The sequence below is a fragment of the Priestia sp. TSO9 genome, from assembly GCF_021029645.1.
In the GTDB taxonomy this organism is placed as follows: Bacteria; Bacillota; Bacilli; order Bacillales; family Bacillaceae_H; genus Priestia; species Priestia megaterium_E.
Window position 1 is genome coordinate 129,640 of record NZ_JAJEKD010000013.1, and the last position, 15,878, is coordinate 145,517.

17 protein-coding genes are annotated in these 15,878 nt (G+C 34.8%); 14 read left to right on the top strand and 3 right to left on the bottom strand.

The genetic code is table 11. From position 1 onward, the window contains the following. The first annotated feature begins 35 nt into the window (after nt 1-35). The 3 genes from LJC66_RS08960 (at nt 36) to LJC66_RS08965 (ending at nt 1,879) form a co-directional block, all read left to right on the top strand. Nucleotides 36-410 (top strand): cupredoxin domain-containing protein, encoded by a 375-nt coding sequence (locus tag LJC66_RS08960; RefSeq protein ID WP_195694808.1) that lies wholly within the window; start codon nt 36-38, stop codon nt 408-410. Nucleotides 411-1,042: 632 nt separating this feature from the next. Beyond that, entirely contained in the window at nt 1,043-1,171 is a 129-nt protein-coding gene (locus tag LJC66_RS27705) for a hypothetical protein (RefSeq protein WP_269067573.1), read from the top strand. A gap of 282 nt (nt 1,172-1,453) precedes the next feature. Beyond that, nucleotides 1,454-1,879 carry a CBS domain-containing protein gene (locus LJC66_RS08965; RefSeq protein ID WP_195694807.1) on the top strand — a complete coding sequence of 142 codons (426 nt, stop codon included), beginning with the start codon at nt 1,454-1,456 and terminating at the stop codon, nt 1,877-1,879. A gap of 191 nt (nt 1,880-2,070) precedes the next feature. Here LJC66_RS08965 and LJC66_RS08970 read toward each other — a convergent pair whose 3' ends face one another. From LJC66_RS08970 to gdhA, 3 genes are all read right to left on the bottom strand, one after another. Next, complete coding sequence (locus tag LJC66_RS08970) at nt 2,071-2,721, bottom strand: DUF421 domain-containing protein (protein ID WP_195694806.1); 651 nt, start codon at nt 2,719-2,721, stop codon at nt 2,071-2,073. A 387-nt stretch (nt 2,722-3,108) separates the two neighbouring features. Beyond that, the gene (locus LJC66_RS08975) at nt 3,109-3,390 is read right to left on the bottom strand and encodes a YesK family protein (protein WP_043981817.1); all 282 of its coding nucleotides are present in this window, start codon (nt 3,388-3,390) and stop codon (nt 3,109-3,111) included. A 56-nt stretch (nt 3,391-3,446) separates the two neighbouring features. Beyond that, nucleotides 3,447-4,829 (bottom strand): NADP-specific glutamate dehydrogenase, encoded by a 1,383-nt coding sequence (gene gdhA / locus LJC66_RS08980; protein ID WP_230932356.1) that lies wholly within the window; start codon nt 4,827-4,829, stop codon nt 3,447-3,449. 169 nt (nt 4,830-4,998) lie between these two features. On the opposite strand from gdhA, the gene gltC reads away from it, so the two are divergent. From gltC to LJC66_RS09035, 11 genes are all read left to right on the top strand, one after another. Then, the gene (gltC, locus tag LJC66_RS08985; RefSeq protein WP_195694804.1) at nt 4,999-5,904 is read left to right on the top strand and encodes a glutamate biosynthesis transcriptional regulator GltC; all 906 of its coding nucleotides are present in this window, start codon (nt 4,999-5,001) and stop codon (nt 5,902-5,904) included. Between the two features lie 272 nt (nt 5,905-6,176). After that, nucleotides 6,177-7,802, top strand: coding sequence for a nickel ABC transporter substrate-binding protein (gene nikA, locus LJC66_RS08990; RefSeq protein WP_195694803.1), 1,626 nt, complete (start codon nt 6,177-6,179; stop codon nt 7,800-7,802). A gap of 16 nt (nt 7,803-7,818) precedes the next feature. Continuing rightward, nucleotides 7,819-8,763 (top strand): nickel ABC transporter permease subunit NikB, encoded by a 945-nt coding sequence (gene nikB / locus LJC66_RS08995; RefSeq protein ID WP_230932357.1) that lies wholly within the window; start codon nt 7,819-7,821, stop codon nt 8,761-8,763. Next, nucleotides 8,760-9,593, top strand: coding sequence for a nickel ABC transporter permease subunit NikC (gene nikC, locus LJC66_RS09000; RefSeq protein WP_230932358.1), 834 nt, complete (start codon nt 8,760-8,762; stop codon nt 9,591-9,593). Before nikB ends, nikC begins: the two co-directional genes overlap by 4 nt. A 16-nt stretch (nt 9,594-9,609) precedes the next feature. Further along, nucleotides 9,610-10,437 (top strand): nickel import ATP-binding protein NikD, encoded by an 828-nt coding sequence (gene nikD, locus LJC66_RS09005; RefSeq protein ID WP_195694801.1) that lies wholly within the window; start codon nt 9,610-9,612, stop codon nt 10,435-10,437. Nucleotides 10,438-10,469: 32 nt separating this feature from the next. After that, on the top strand, nt 10,470-11,291 hold the full coding sequence (gene nikE, locus LJC66_RS09010; protein ID WP_230932359.1) for a nickel import ATP-binding protein NikE: 822 nt from the start codon (nt 10,470-10,472) through the stop codon (nt 11,289-11,291). A 101-nt stretch (nt 11,292-11,392) separates the two neighbouring features. Further along, nucleotides 11,393-12,700 carry an MATE family efflux transporter gene (locus LJC66_RS09015; RefSeq protein ID WP_230932360.1) on the top strand — a complete coding sequence of 436 codons (1,308 nt, stop codon included), beginning with the start codon at nt 11,393-11,395 and terminating at the stop codon, nt 12,698-12,700. A gap of 614 nt (nt 12,701-13,314) precedes the next feature. Next, nucleotides 13,315-14,010 (top strand): Na-translocating system protein MpsC family protein, encoded by a 696-nt coding sequence (locus LJC66_RS09020; RefSeq protein ID WP_043981826.1) that lies wholly within the window; start codon nt 13,315-13,317, stop codon nt 14,008-14,010. 177 nt (nt 14,011-14,187) lie between these two features. After that, complete coding sequence (locus LJC66_RS09025; RefSeq protein ID WP_195694798.1) at nt 14,188-14,403, top strand: hypothetical protein; 216 nt, start codon at nt 14,188-14,190, stop codon at nt 14,401-14,403. 138 nt (nt 14,404-14,541) lie between these two features. Next, complete coding sequence (locus LJC66_RS09030; protein WP_230932361.1) at nt 14,542-15,231, top strand: Na-translocating system protein MpsC family protein; 690 nt, start codon at nt 14,542-14,544, stop codon at nt 15,229-15,231. A 117-nt stretch (nt 15,232-15,348) separates the two neighbouring features. Next, nucleotides 15,349-15,780: an ATP-binding protein gene (locus LJC66_RS09035; protein WP_230932362.1), complete on the top strand. Its 432-nt coding sequence runs from the start codon at nt 15,349-15,351 to the stop codon at nt 15,778-15,780. The last annotated feature ends 98 nt before the right edge of the window (nt 15,781-15,878 follow it).

Below are 15,878 nucleotides of genomic sequence, written 5' to 3' on the forward strand. Positions count from 1 at the left end.
GAAAAGAATATGGCTTATGAAAGGAGTGAATGCAAATGTCTATGAAAAAGTGGTTAGCGGGATTAGTCGTTTTGTTTACGATGATGATGGTTGTGATAACTTCAGGTTCACCCAGCGTTTTGGCTGAATCCGACGCGGTAAGACAGAAAGCCATGGAGGTTCAGTTGAACGATGATTACTTCAATCCAGAAACCATCACTATCCGGAGTGGAAAAACGACAACATTGATATTGAAAAATGAAGGTCAGAAAGAGCATACCTTCACAGTAGAAAAGCTCGGAATTGACGCTGAAGTCCAGCCTGGAAAAGAAAAAACGATTACCGTGAAGCCACAAAACCCCGGTACATATGAACTGATATGTAGGTATCATTTTAGTAAAGGAATGGTGGGGAAAGTGATAGTCAAATAACAAGCAGGGCTAATTAAAAGTAATCGCTTTCATTTTTTACTTTCCCGAAATCATTTGATAGGTTATAATAAATATCTACAAAATATTAAATGATATGTAAGTAACAAGCAATTACACCCTTAATATTTAACTAAAAAGAAAAACTCTCTTAAGGCATTAGGGGAGTTTTTCTTTTTTATGTATACCATGTAAGGGGAAATTCACCCTAATAATAGGACGAACTCGTTTTTCAATTCTAACTAATGTTTTTTCCGCCTGCTCTTATTCATATATTCCGTAATTTTAATTCCATAGTCACTTGCAACTTCATAAACATAAGGAATAGTAAATTGATGTTCCTTTATGTTCAATCGATTTCTTTCACCTGAAAAGCAACCCCCATTAGTAACTAAATCATTATTAATAGGTAATTCTACGTTCGAACCTATATAAGTAGCTAAACTCATTTGTATTCACTCCGTTCCTCCTGTTATCAAAAAGGTTTTTAACTAAACTTTATTACAAATAATCGAGTTTTATTCAATGTTCACTATTATTCTGCTTAATGAGTAGGCTACGAAATGTTTATATACTTGTAAATGGGGGATTTACCATATAAGACCATTGATACTTAATTGGAAGGAGAATGAAAAATGAACAATAATACTGAAACCGTTGAAAATAAAGTAGAGGATAAACTAAATGAAATGAGTCAAGAGAAGAAAGACAACATCCTTTCTAGTTTTAACGAATTATATAATAGTTTTAATATTTCAATTTAATGAAAAATAGCTTCGGATAACTCTTTTGTAAAAGTATAAAGATGAGAAGTATAAATTTATTACGAACCAACGGATTGTGCTCTTTTATTAAAACCTCGTTTCCTATAATTCTTACACCTTTTTACTCTCCAATAAAATGCGATGAATTTTTCAAATCCATTCACCATTTTCTTCTCATTAAAACCTAAAGCTTTGTATCCTAAAACTCAAATGGACGTTTTAGAAGATGAGGTGCGGGAATCAAGTGAAGTAAGACAATGATTAAATAAAGGAGGAATTGCTATGAATATAACAGAAGTGATGACTTCTAATATTGAGACAGGTAACCTTAAAAGTTCATGTGGTGAGGTAGCTAATATGATGAAGAATGTAGATGTAGGAGTTATTCCAATTTGTGAAAATGATAAGCTAATAGGCCTAATAACGGATCGTGATTTAGTCGTCAAGGGATTAGCTAATAATTTTAATACGAATACACAAATATCTGAAATGATCACCACTGATGTCATTACCGGTACAAAATACATGTCTGTAGAGCAGGCTTCACATCTCATGTCTCAGCATCAAATACGCAGACTTCCTATTGTAGAAAACGGAAAACTCATTGGAATGGTTTCTCTGGGAGATTTAGCGGTAAGCAATACTTCAAATAAAGAAACAGGAAAAGTTCTTGAGAATATCTCAGCTCCTGCTGAGCTTAATAAATAAAAAAAGCCCTTTTTGTACTTCATCTTATAGATAAGAGCAAGCCAGTAAAAATTAGCTTGCTCTTAGTTTATACATAACAACACTAATGGCTATTACAGCTGTTAAAGATTTTGTTTTCAATAGCTCCAGCAGTTTAGGGCTTTCTATAGAATTAGCCAAGTTTAAACCCATTTTCGTCCTGAATTTTTTTATCATTCATTTTTTATATCCACAAAAAGTTGCCCGTTTAAAAAACTACAATATAAAATACGTTTTACGTCTTTGTATCCTCTTTGTTTCAATTCGTGGAAAAGCCAAGAAGAATTTTTATTTATTAGATTTAAATGCTTTTCTTGGATGATTCCATCAATAACAAGGGGAAGTAAAAATACAGATCCTGATTTATCTTTGCTTTCTGATTTTTTAAATACAGATAATGTACCCGAAGGCTCTAATATCGCATAATCCACCTCACGGATATCTCCTATATTTTTATCCCGCAGTTGTAAAAGCAAGTCGTCCAAATTATAACGTGATTTCCTCATTTGCTTTTCGTCAATCTTTCCTTGCCTTATTACAATAATAGGTTGCCCATCTAGTACTCTGCGTAACTTTTGACTTTTTAATTGGATATATGTAAGAGCTATTTGGATAACTGTTAATATAAGAATAGGTACAAGCTGATAAAGTAAAGAACCTCCCGTATCCTCAATTGCAACAACTCCAAGTTCACTTATCATAAGCACAACAACAAGGTCAATGACATTTAGCTGATTTATGCCTCGTTGGCCGATAAAACGAAAAATAATAATAATAACAACATATAATAATATTGTACGCCAGCTTACTTCGATGATTTCCACTTTACGCTCTCCTTTCATTAGAATCTTTTTCTCTCTTGGAACAGGGATGAATGTAATATATAGATTTATAAACTCAGCTGATTCTCTAAGAACTTGTATTGCTTTATGGTGAAAATTAAATGAATAACGTACAAAGTGTTTAATGTGTCATCCATGGCATTAGATTTTTAACAGAAGCATTATATAAACAATTAACTGGGGAGAATCTTCATTATGTTAACTTTGTTTTGTATATCATATGCATTAAAAAAGATGCCGTTTAGGCATCTTGAATAGTTTGCTCAAGGTATTAGTATTTATACATTTAGCTGTTTAATACCGCAGTCATATTTATACTCTCATATCATCCGCATTATATAAACTGACTTTGTATGTGCTATACATACTTTAGTGGTGAATGTTTTTACTGAATTTTCTTTTCACAGATTCAGCTATAGATATAATTAGTAGGGAGATAAGTGATGAGATAAAAGCAGTAAAGCTAATTGTTCCTACTCTCATACCAATCCAGCCTCCGATAAGGAAACTTACGATAACAACGCCAACACTAACCACTCCTACAATTAGAGGTGTTATATATTTAATAGTAGGTTTTTTTCTGCTGAGTGCATATGAAAGTGCAATTAAACCAGCAATTATAATTGTAGAAACTATCTGTAAGTCACCCATTATTAACAGCCTTTAAATTCAAGATATCCATACTAGTATATTCTCCCAATGAAGTATCAAATAACACCTTGCTCAATCATAGCATCAGCAACTTTTATAAATCCCGCAATGTTTGCACCTACGACAAGATTACCAGGAGCGTTGTATTCTTGAGCAGCTTTCTTGCTATTTTGGTATATGCTTTTCATAATCGCATGTAATTTGCTATCGACTTCTTCAAAAGTCCAAGAAAGCCTAGTGCTATTTTGAGCCATTTCTAATGCTGATACAGAAACACCACCAGCATTTGCTGCTTTAGCAGGGGCAAATAAAATATTGTTCTCTAAGAAAATCTCGACAGCTTCTAATGCAGATGGCATATTTGCACCTTCACCAATTGCTTTTACTCCATTGGAAACTAATAATTCTGCAGAGTTTTGATCGATTTCATTTTGAGTAGCACATGGTAAAGCAATATCACATGGTACTGTCCAAATCCCATTACAACTTTCCACGTAAACCGCTTCGGGATGATCAGTTACATAAGTACTTATGCGTTTCTTTTCTACTTCCTTAATACGTTTAACTGTCTCTAAGTTAAGACCATCTTTGTCATAGATATAACCATTTGAATCGCTGCACGCAACCACTTTAGCCCCTAACTGTATCGCTTTTTCAATTGCATAAATTGAGACATTTCCTGACCCTGACACAACAACTGTACTGCCTTTAAAGCTGAGATTATTATCTTTTAACATTTCTTCAACAAAGTAAACTGTTCCATATCCAGTTGCTTCTTTACGAGCCAAACTTCCACCATAACTAAGGCCTTTTCCTGTTAGAACGCCTGCTTCAAAGGTGCTACGCATTTTTTTATATTGCCCAAACAAAAAGCCAATTTCTTTACTTCCTACACCAATGTCACCTGCAGGAACATCCGTATCAGGTCCGATATATTTGCTAAGTTCTAGCATAAAGCTTTGACAAAAACGCATTATTTCTCCATCTGATTTTCCTTTAGGATCAAAATCAGCACCACCTTTACCGCCGCCAATTGGTTGACCAGTTAAAGAGTTTTTAAAAATTTGCTCAAATCCTAAAAATTTAATAATACTTGCGTTGACAGATGGGTGAAATCTTAATCCGCCTTTATATGGACCAATTGCGCTACTATATTGGATGCGAAACCCTCGATTAACTCTAACATTTCCGATATCATCGACCCAAGGTACACGAAAAGAGATGACTCTCTCAGGTTCAACGATTCTCTCCAGAATAGCTTGGTTAATATACTGAGGGTTTTTAATAAGAACAGGTATTAAAGAATCGAATACTTCTTTGACTGCCTGATGAAACTCACTTTCACTTGGATTTCGTTTTTTTACTGTTTCAAATACTTGATTAACATAATTCTGCACGCTTTCTGTATTCGCCGATTGATTTTTTTCAATTGTTATCATACTTATCCTTCTCCTATTTATTGATTTATAATGAAAATTTAAAAAATTCGTCGCAATTTTTTAGGGTTGTTATTATAAAATATTTTATAATTGAAATAATGATCGAATCAATATAAAGAAACGATAATATCAATGCGTTTTATGCATTAACTAATAAGGAGGATATAAAATGGACTTTAGACAAATCCGTTATTTTATGGAGGTTGCTACACGCGAACACGTAACTGAAGCCGCCCATTCTTTACATGTAGCACAATCCTCGGTAAGTCGGCAAATTGTAAATTTAGAAAATGAATTAGAAGTTGATTTGTTTATCAGAGAAGGAAGGAGGGTACATTTAACGCCAATTGGAAAAATATTTTTTGAACGAATGAAACATGCCATGAATGTGATAGACGATGCGAGACGTGAGGTTAAGGAATATTTAGATCCTGAAAAAGGAATAATACGCATTACTTTTCCGATAAGTTTAGCAGCGTATACATTACCAACTGTAATCTATGCATTTAGATTGCGCTATCCGGAAGCAAAATTTCAGTTAAAACAAGCGCTTTACCAGGAATTAATTGAAGGTGTGATTAAAGGAGATTTTAATCTTGGTCTGATAGGTCCACTTCCTCTCAAAGAAAAAAAACTTGAACAAAAAATTTTATTTACGGAAAATATTGTGGCTCTTTTGCCAATTCACCACCGCCTTGCAAAAGAATCCTCCGTAAAACTTCAAGAACTAGTAGACGAACCGTTTGTTTTATTACCTGAGGGTTTTGTCTTTCGAGATATCGTTGTGAATGCTTGTCAAAATCTTGGCTTCACACCAAATGTTGCCTTTGAGGGGGATGACATCGATGCGTTGAAAGGGTTAGTTTCTGCTGGTTTAGGTGTAACACTCATGCCAGAAGTCACGCTAGTCGATAGCTTGCCGCGCTCAACAGTTAAAATACCATTGGTGGAACCAAACGTAACAAGGACTGTAGGCGTTATTACCCCAAAGGAGCGAGCACTACTTCCAACAGAAAAGTTATTCTATGATTTCCTTCAGGAATTTTTCACTAGATTAGATGATTTTAAGAGTTGATTTACACTCAAGAAAAAGCACGTGATTAGCAGAGAAAAGTAATTACATTACTTTGGTTTGTATAACAATTTTTAAATACTCAAGTCTTTTGATTTTTTCTTAAATCTCAAGGGGTTTTTCTTTAAAAAGGGCAAGCATTCCGTCCGGAAAAGTTACTTTCACAGATAGATAACAATATTGAAAATAAAGTTTTCAATATTACATTGACAAGAATACAAATCCTGCTTACAATTGAAAACGATTATCAACATCAAGTAGGAGGAGACACCGTTATGTCTAAGGGGAAAATTAGTCTGAAAATTAAGTTAACATTTGTGTTTATTTTAATTTTGTCAACATTATTAGTTGGTTGTTCAAATAATAATAATGGAGAATCAACAGCGAAAGGCAGTCATGATAATATGCTTACGATTGCTTGGCCGAGAGATGTAGGGGAAATGAATCCACATGTCTACAACCCTTCACAATTATTTGCTCAATCTATGGTGTATGAACCGTTAGTAAGCTATCAAGCTGGCGGTAAGATAAAACCAAGTCTAGCTAAGTCATGGGAAATCTCTGAGGACGGTAAAGTATACACGTTTCATTTGCGTGAAGGTGTAAAATTTTCCGATGGAACAGATTTTAATGCAGAAATTGTTAAAAAGAATTTTGACACTATTTTGAATAATAAAGAATTACATAGTTGGTTGGGTTTCATTACAAAAATAGCTCAGACAGAAGTAGTGGATAAAAATACTTTTAAATTAACATTGACTGAACCATATTACCCAACAATTCAAGAGCTAGCTGTGGTTCGACCAGTTCGTTTCTTGGGGGAAGCTGGTTTTCCTAAAGATGGTGATACTTCAAAAGGTATCGTTAAACCCGTAGGTACAGGTCCATGGATTTTAGAAAAGTACAAAGCAGACGAATATGCTATTTATAAACGCAATGAAAATTATTGGGGAGAGCTTCCAAAAGTAGAAAAAATCAAAGTGAAAGTTATTCCAGATGCGGAAACGAGAGTACTCGCATTTGAAAAAGGTGATTTGGATATGATTTATGGAGAAGGAGTTGTCAGTCTAGACACGTTTAAGCAATTAAAGTCTACTGGAAAATATGAAACTAGGGTTTCTGAACCAATTGCCACAAGACAGCTTGTTATGAATACAAAAACAGAACAGCTTTCAGATGAACGTGTAAGGCAAGCCCTGCATTATGGTTTTAACAAAGAAGCGTTGGTTAAAGGAGTGACTTCAGGTTTAGAAGAAAAAGCAGACCATATCTTACCTACAAATTTACCTTACACGAAAGATATTGATGCGAAGTTGGTAAAGTATAATGTAGAAAAAGCAAAGGCCTTACTAAACAAAGCAGGATGGAAACTCCCTAAAGGAAAAACAGTTCGTGAAAAGGATGGAAAGTTACTTGAAATTGACCTAATGTATGATTCAGCAGAATCAATTCAAAAGGCAATGGCCGAAACTCTTCAATCTGAATGGGCGGCAATTGGTGTGAAATTAAACATTGAGGGAGTTGAACTACCAGACCAAGTTCAAAGATTTAAAGATAATAAATTTGATATTAATTTCTATAGTAATTTTGGTGCACCTTATGATCCTCATACATTTTTAAACATTGTCTCATCAAAAGGGTATGGATTTAATGAAGCTATTTCAGCATACCCAAATAAAGATGAATTAATTAAACAAATGGCGAAGGTTCCTCAAACAACAGATGAAAAAGAGCGCCAACAGCTTTATTCGTCTATTTTAAAGTCAATACAAGACCAAGGAGCTATTATTCCTATTTCATATATGAAGAAAACAGCCATTTATCAAAAGAATGTAACGAATTTTAATTTCCCTGCTAATCGTGACGAGAATCCATTCACAGGAATTAGCATCAAACAGTAACTAGCAGGAGGTTTTCATGGGCAATTATATACTGAAACGAATTATGTCCATCATTCCAGTGTTTCTTTTGGCCGCACTTCTCACGACTGGAATGGTTCACCTTTCATCGGTGGATCCAGCTGAAGCTTATTTAACAGCAGCACATATCCAACCGACTGATGAGATTTTAGCTCAAAAAAGACATGAGTTTGGTTTAGACCAGCCATTCTTTATTCAATATGCAAACTCTATTATGAAGATATGCCAACTTGATTTTGGCATATCTTATGTTTCGAATATGCCCGTTTGGGATGAAGTTATATATCGAATACCAGCGACCATCCAACTAGCTATAGCGAGTATATTAATAGCCGTGTTCGTCAGCGTGCCTCTTGGATTCCTAGCGGGAGTAAAGAAGGGCAGCGCTATTGATCATTTTAGTCGTTTAATTTCCTTTTTTGGTGCATCTATTCCAACTTTTTGGCTGGGCTATATATTGGTTTTTTTCTTTTCTGTTAAGCTTAACCTTTTTCCAGTTGAGGGAATTGGGACATGGCAGCATCTTGTACTGCCTTCCATTACGCTAGCTCTTCCTTTAATAGCAATGTATACAAGATTGTTACGTGCGAGTGTTCTTGAAAACTTGCAACAACCATATGTGCTATTTGCTCGAACTAGAGGACTTAAAGAAAAAACGATTATGACAAAACATGTGCTGAGAATTGCTATTACCCCAATGATAACTGGGCTTGGAATGAATCTTGGAAAATTGCTTACGGGCACAATTATCGTTGAATCGGTTTTTTCTTGGCCTGGATTTGGGCGTTATTTCATTGAAGCTATTTTTAATCGTGATATACCTGTTATACAATGCTACGTGCTAATAGCAGCCAGTTTGTTTATTTTGAGTAATTTAATTGTAGATATAGTTCAAATGTATATAGACCCGCGTATTTCCAGGAAAGAAGGACAGCATCGATGATAACAAGTATACGTACGATATTTAAAAGTCAAAAAGTAATTCCCATATGTTCAACAATATTAGGTATTCTTTTTATCATCGCCATATTGGCCCCTTGGATTACACCAAATGATCCCATTGCCGTCAATTTAGCTTATAAATTGCAGCCTCCAAGCTGGGATTTTCCATTAGGAACTGATCATTTAGGAAGATGTAACTTGTCACGTATTTTATATGGAGCACGCATCTCATTAGGTTTTGCTATACTTATTTTCATTTCATCGTTAGCAATTGGTTTAATTATTGGAACGTTTTCAGGTTATAAAGGCGGTTGGATTGATCATGTTTTAATGAGATTTTGCGATGGTGTTATGGCTTTTCCAAGCCTTATTCTTGTATTAGGATTGGTTGGTATATTTGGGCCTGGACTGTCACAAGTAATCTTAGCGCTGATGCTTGTACAATGGGTTTATTACGCGAGAATGTTCCGAGGAATGGTCCTTAGTTTGAAAGAACAGAACTTCATCTCCGCTGCGAAGATCAGCGGTTCTTCTCAATGGAAGATCATTAAAAATCATATTATCCCCAATGTGTTACCTCCGCTTGTTGTAATGGGTACGTTGGAAATGGGATGGGCTATCATGGATATATCTGCTATGTCTTTTCTGGGATTGGGCGTCCAGTCTCCTACACCTGAATGGGGAGCAATGATTCACGAAGGAAAATCATATATTCGGACGAATCCAGAACTGATGCTTTATCCAGGTTTGTCTATTATGCTTGTTATTGTTACATTCAATCTATTAGGCGAATCGTTATCAGAACGTTACGGTGTCAAACGTCGATTTTGAAAAGGAATGAAGAAAGTTGGGAACAGAAGAGTCAAAAGTCTTACAAGTTAGAGATTTACGTGTTCAAATAAAAACAAAAAATGGTGTTGCAACTCTTGTTCAAGATATAAATTTTGAACTGAAGCCTGGGGAAATTCTTGGTCTTATTGGTGAAAGCGGTTGTGGTAAAACCGTTACAAGCATGTCCATTCTCCAGCTCCTCAATCGTAAGGAAACAACAATTGAAGGGAGCATAACGCTAAAAGGCCAAGAATTAAATGGTTTAGCTGAGAAAGAAATGCGTAAGATTCGTGGAAAGGATATAGCCTTTATTATGCAAAACCCGATGAATGCTTTTACGCCAGTTTTTACTATTGGACACCAATTTATTGAGACTATTCGCTCTCATACGCATTGGAATAAAAAACAGGCAAAAGAGCTTGCCGTTGAGTCAATGAAACAAGTGAATTTACCTGACCCTGACAAGCTTTTGAAATACTATCCTTTTCAACTGAGTGGAGGTATGCTTCAACGATTAATGATTGCTATTGCCGCAAGCCTGCATCCAGCTATTATTATTGCAGATGAACCGACAACCGCGTTAGATGTAAACAATCAGAAGAATGTACTACATCATTTAGATAAAATTCGTTCTGAATATGGTTCAGCAATTTTATTAATCTCCCACGACCTAGGAGTTATCTCTGAAATGGCAGATGAAGTAGCCGTTATGCAACATGGGAAAATAGTAGAAAAAGCAGGTGTATTTCAGCTATTTGATTCACCAACGCATGAGTATACAAAGAAACTGCTAAATGCAAGACCAGCATTATATTTAGAAGAACCTGTGATCAACTTAATTTGATATGTAAAAAGCATTTTATAAGAGGTGAACAAGTGAGTTTATTACAAGTAAATGAAGTCACTCATAGCTACGGAAACCGAACGTTTTTCAAATGGCAAAATCGTTCTAAGAAAGTACTTTCTGATATCTCCTTCTCTATTAAAGAAGGGACATGCTTAGGAATGCTTGGTACGAGTGGAGCCGGTAAAAGTACTTTAGGAAAAGTAATTCTCGGCTTGGAAAAGCCACAGCATGGACAGGTTCTTTTTCAAGGACATGACATCTATACTGTAGATAAATATACTCGCCAAAAAATTCGGCGTGATCTTCAAGTTGTTTTTCAAGATTCGTACTCAGCAGTTAATCCCCGAATGACGGCTGAACGTATTATTGCAGAACCGTTAGAAAACTATGAAAAATTAACATTGGCTGAACAAAAACGAACCGTGATTGAGTTATTAGAAAGAGTAGGGCTTGATGAAAAAGACTTAAAAAAATATCCGCATCAATTTAGCGGCGGTCAGCTGCAAAGGATCAATATTGCAAGGGCAGTCTCTCTTAAGCCAAAGCTCATTGTTTTAGACGAATCTGTAAGCAGTCTAGACATGGTTACGCAAACTCTCATTTTAGAACTATTAAAGGAGTTAAAAGAAGACTTTGGTCTGTCGTATTTTTTTATTACACATGATATCAAAGCTGCTCATATGATTAGCGATACATTAGGTGTATTAGAAAAAGGAGAATTAATCGAATACTATAATTCGAAAAATCAGTTCTTTACTTCAAACAATCCTGTGGTAAAAGAGATGAGAAGTTCTATACTTGCAGAGCATCCGCGTTTTCGTTCAATTAGAGCAAGAAATAATCATATCTAATTTAAAAGTATACCCATGTATTTAAAGGCCTCGATTTCATCCACGTAATCGAGGCTATTGCTTTTGTGTTTAACTCAAAATGATAGAAGGAGGCCGGTTGGATGAATCATCGTACGTATCTTACTTTGGCGATTCCCCTGACAATCTCAACGATGACTACGCCTTTATTAGGTGCGGTTGATACTGCTGTTGTAGGGCAACTTCCAGCTCCAGCTTATATTGGAGGAGTTGCGGTAGGAACTCTTATTTTTAATACGTTATATTGGGTGTTTGGCTTTTTAAGAGTTAGTACATCCGCCTTTGCCGCACAAGCAAATGGGGCCAGTGATCCAGATCAGGGAGTACTTGCTTTATCCCGGCCATTTTTATTAGCTGTAATAGTAGGGCTGCTTTTTATTCTTTTACAATGGCCGATTGAACATGCGGCTCTCCTAGTAATTTCTCCTGATGCTGATGTAAGTAGGTTTGCAGTAGAATATTTTAGGATTAGAATATGGGGAGCACCTTTTACACTGATGAACTATGTGATTCTTGGTTGGTTAATGGGAATGGCTAAGATTAAAGAATCTCTATGTTTGCAGATAATTACAAATGTTTTGAATATGTTTTTAGCTATTCTTTTTGTCCATGTTTTTTCTTTTGATGTACAAGGAGTTGCTACAGCAACCTTGATTGCTGAAGTTACGGCCTTCATATTAGGAGTATTCATCATTTTGAAAGCATCTCCGTTTAAATGGAAAATGCCATCGATTCAGGCACTTATGAATACAAATTCTATGAAGAGGATGTTTAATGTTAACAAGGATTTGTTTATTCGTACTATTTGTTTACTGGTCGTTATTAATATGTTCACAGCAAAAGGTGCTTCGTTTGGTACAGAATTTCTAGCTGCAAATGCTGTATTATTTCAAATCCACTACATAATGGCTTATTTCTTTGATGGATTTGCTAATGCTTCCAGTATTCTTGTTGGTAAAGCAGTAGGTTCAAATGATAAAGAGCTATATAAAAAAATACTTACTTTATCTAGACAGTGGTCGGTAATAACAGCAGTTACTATAGCCAGTTTATATGCACTTTTTCAAGAGCAGGTTATTGGGCTATTTACAAATTTGCCTGATGTGATTGAACTTTCACTTACGTATGGAGTATGGCTTATCATCTATCCCTTTGTTGCTTGTTTTGGCCTTGTCCTTTATGGGGTTTTTACAGGAGCAACTGAAATTGCTCCCGTTCGAAATTCTATGATTTACGCGATGATTGTCTATATCATTATACAGATTACAGCAACTCCTATCTGGCATAATCATGGCCTATGGCTGGCTTTCATCATCTATACTATCGGGCGATCAGGGTTCCTAGTTATGTACACTCCTCAATTAAATAAAAAATTGTTACAGCTAAAGTGAGAAGGCTGAAAAAATTATAACAAGATAGCTCCGGTTCATTCATGAGGGAATCCTTCAAAAGCGGATATACTAACGGTGCTGCTACTCTCTTAAATAGATAGGGTTATTAAGAAAGAAAGCAGCCAGGGAGGACGGCTTTCTTTCTTAATAAAGGTCTGTTAAATGATTAGTAGGTTTTTATTTAAGTAAAGCAAGAAATAAGTAAGCAGCCAAGCGCTTTTTTAAGAAAGCTTTGGCTTTTTTGCACGTTTCCAAAGCTTAATTCTCTTTTACAAACAATTGTCCTCGCTCTAAAAATATATAGATTTCTGCTAAGAAATTAAAAAATTCGTTATCTGTCCCGACTGAATAAAAAAATTCCATTCATCATCGCATAATAAATTTCTTTATTGAAAACAGCCATACGAATCTAATGGATTCGTATTTTCCGGTGACATTCAAAATACTTCCTAAGCAATAGAAAGAAGAGGTTTTGAACGTCTATAATTAGGTTAAACATATTGTAATAATTATTTTTTGTTTATTCTGCATATTTAAATTATTCGTTCGTAATGGTACAATAAAATGATGGAAAGAGGATATGATGCTTCTTTCTTAATAAAGGATGAAAAAATATGGATATTAAAGCTCAGCAAACAAAGCTGGCGAATAATTTGGGCAAATTGTTACGAGATAACTTTGGAAAAGGTCCCGAGGCTGTTCATGTTACGATATATGAACCTTATGTTGTTATTTATGTCAGTGGCTTTGTATCGCCGATGGAACAAGTACTGTTAAATCAGAATGAAGAACTTCAAGTGATGACTACAAGAGAGCTGTTGGTAAAAACTCTTGAACCTCAAATTACCGGGCAAATTAAAGGGATTACAGACCTTGACATTCAGCACTTATATTATGATTGGAATTTAGATCATCACTCCGGAATTTTTGTGGGAGTTTGTTTAGACGATTTGAAAGCCGATTTGACTGAGGGCGACCCTTACCCAGGAAAACAAGCAATTCATGATCGCATTATAAAGATGAGTGAGATTGCACAAAAAGGGCCTGAAAAAATTTCTTCATATAAATTAAGTGATCGTACATTGGTCATCGTAAGAGAAGGAATACTGGTGGCTATTGAAAAACAGCTAATTTCGTTGGGTTTTGATGACACCTTACGCATCTCTAAACGTCCTTTGGAAAAAGGAATCTTACGACAAAACGATGACTATGATGAGATATTAAATGCCGACATTCTTGATATTTTTGTGGATTGGGATTTTGAAAAGGATAATAGTATTATTACGCTTATTTTAAAACCAAAAAAGTAATGAGGCAGTAATGAATTGGACACACTGTGCCAAACATAAGCCGAGGAAGAAAAGCTCATACCTTTTCTTTTTCGGCTTATTTTTGTTGTCTAAAAAGAGTAAGTCCTTTTGTAACGGAATAATTCCCTAAAACAGCACCTAAAAATAGGATGTGCCAACAGAAAGGATTTGGTCGGGATGGCTGATAATCATGAGATCGTATTGTTTATAAAAGAGCTTCGTCAATTGTTGCAGGATTACCAAAAGTATGACAATGAATTATACAAAGAAGAAATTAGCAAGGATATACTACTTTTAAGTACTATTATCTATGGAAATAAAATTGGAATTTCAAATAAAAGAAGAATCTTTAAACACAAAAAATACAAAGGTAAACAGAAACCAATCTATTAAAGATATACTAGTATGCCTCATTTGCAATTTGTGAAAAGTGAATCTTCTTACCGAAAATGATCTTATGATGAAGAAGGATTTTTCATAAAACATCACGAATAGTATACCTTATGAAACTAGAAACTAGGTGCACCATCTATGGATAAAACGAAACTGGAAAAAGAATTAAGTAGCTATATGGGAAGGTTACTTCGTGAAAACTTTGGAAGAGGTCCTGGAGGTGTGTTCACCGTCATTTCTCCTCCTTTTATAACCGTTTATTTTAAAACCTTTTTATTACCTTTAGAAAAGGCTTTGTTAGACAAGGGACAAGTTATCTATGTTCAAAAAACACGTGATTTGTTAATGGAGACTTTAATTGAAGAGATAAAAGGATATATACAATTAAATATACATTTAGATATTGAAGAATTTTATTATGATTGGAATTTAGAGCTGCAGTCTGGGATGTTTATCATGATCCATTCTAATAAAGAAAACATAGCTAATCATTCCTATAAAAATCAGAAATTGCTGCATAAAGAAGTTGAGGAAGTAACTCAAAAAGCAGAAAAGTTCCCTCACAATGTTTCTTCTTATCTATTAGATCAGAGAACACTTCTTATAATCAGGGAAGGTATTATGGTAACTATAGAGAAAGAATTAGTTCAACTAGGATTTGAAGAAAACCTTACATTGGCTAAAAGAAATCTCGAAAAAAGGCTACTTTATGAACATAGTCAATCGTTAGAAGTAATTTTAGATTCAAAGGTAACAGATATACTAGTAGCATGGGACTTTCATAAAGATAAAAGTACAATTCTTCTGATTTTAAACCCAACTTCATAACGGCACTGATAAGCTAGGCACTGAACTAGATGTAGGCCAAAAAGAAAGGTTATATAACCTTTCTTTTTGGCCTATTATTTTTTTACTACTATTAAAATAAAGAAAGTGGTGATACTTATGCTATTTCAATCGGATGAAGGAAAGGAACCTTTAACTGTTGAGATACACACTGAAGTGGATATAGTAGAAGCGCGTCAGAAAGGGCGAATGTTTTCTAACTGCTTAGGCTTCAGCACACTCGATCAAGCCCGAATTATTACGACTATTTCAGAATTGTCCAGAAATATATATAAATATGCCACTACGGGAAAAATTATAATGGAAATAATAGAGAATCAACTTGAAATAGGACTAAAAATAATTGCTATAGATAAAGGACCAGGCATTAAAAATATTCAAAAAGCGATGGAAAGTGGCTATACAACGTCAGGAGGGTTAGGCGTTGGTTTATCAGGGGTAAAAAAATTAATGGACGAATTCACCATATCATCTCAAGAAGACCATGGTGTTAACATCGAGGTTATAAAATGGAAAAAAAGAAATAAATAAAAGAAACACAAGTTAAAATGGAAACGTTTATTTACAACAGTAGTTAAAGATTTGTATAAATTCATCAGTAGTTAGACTGAAAAATAGATTTTTTTTAA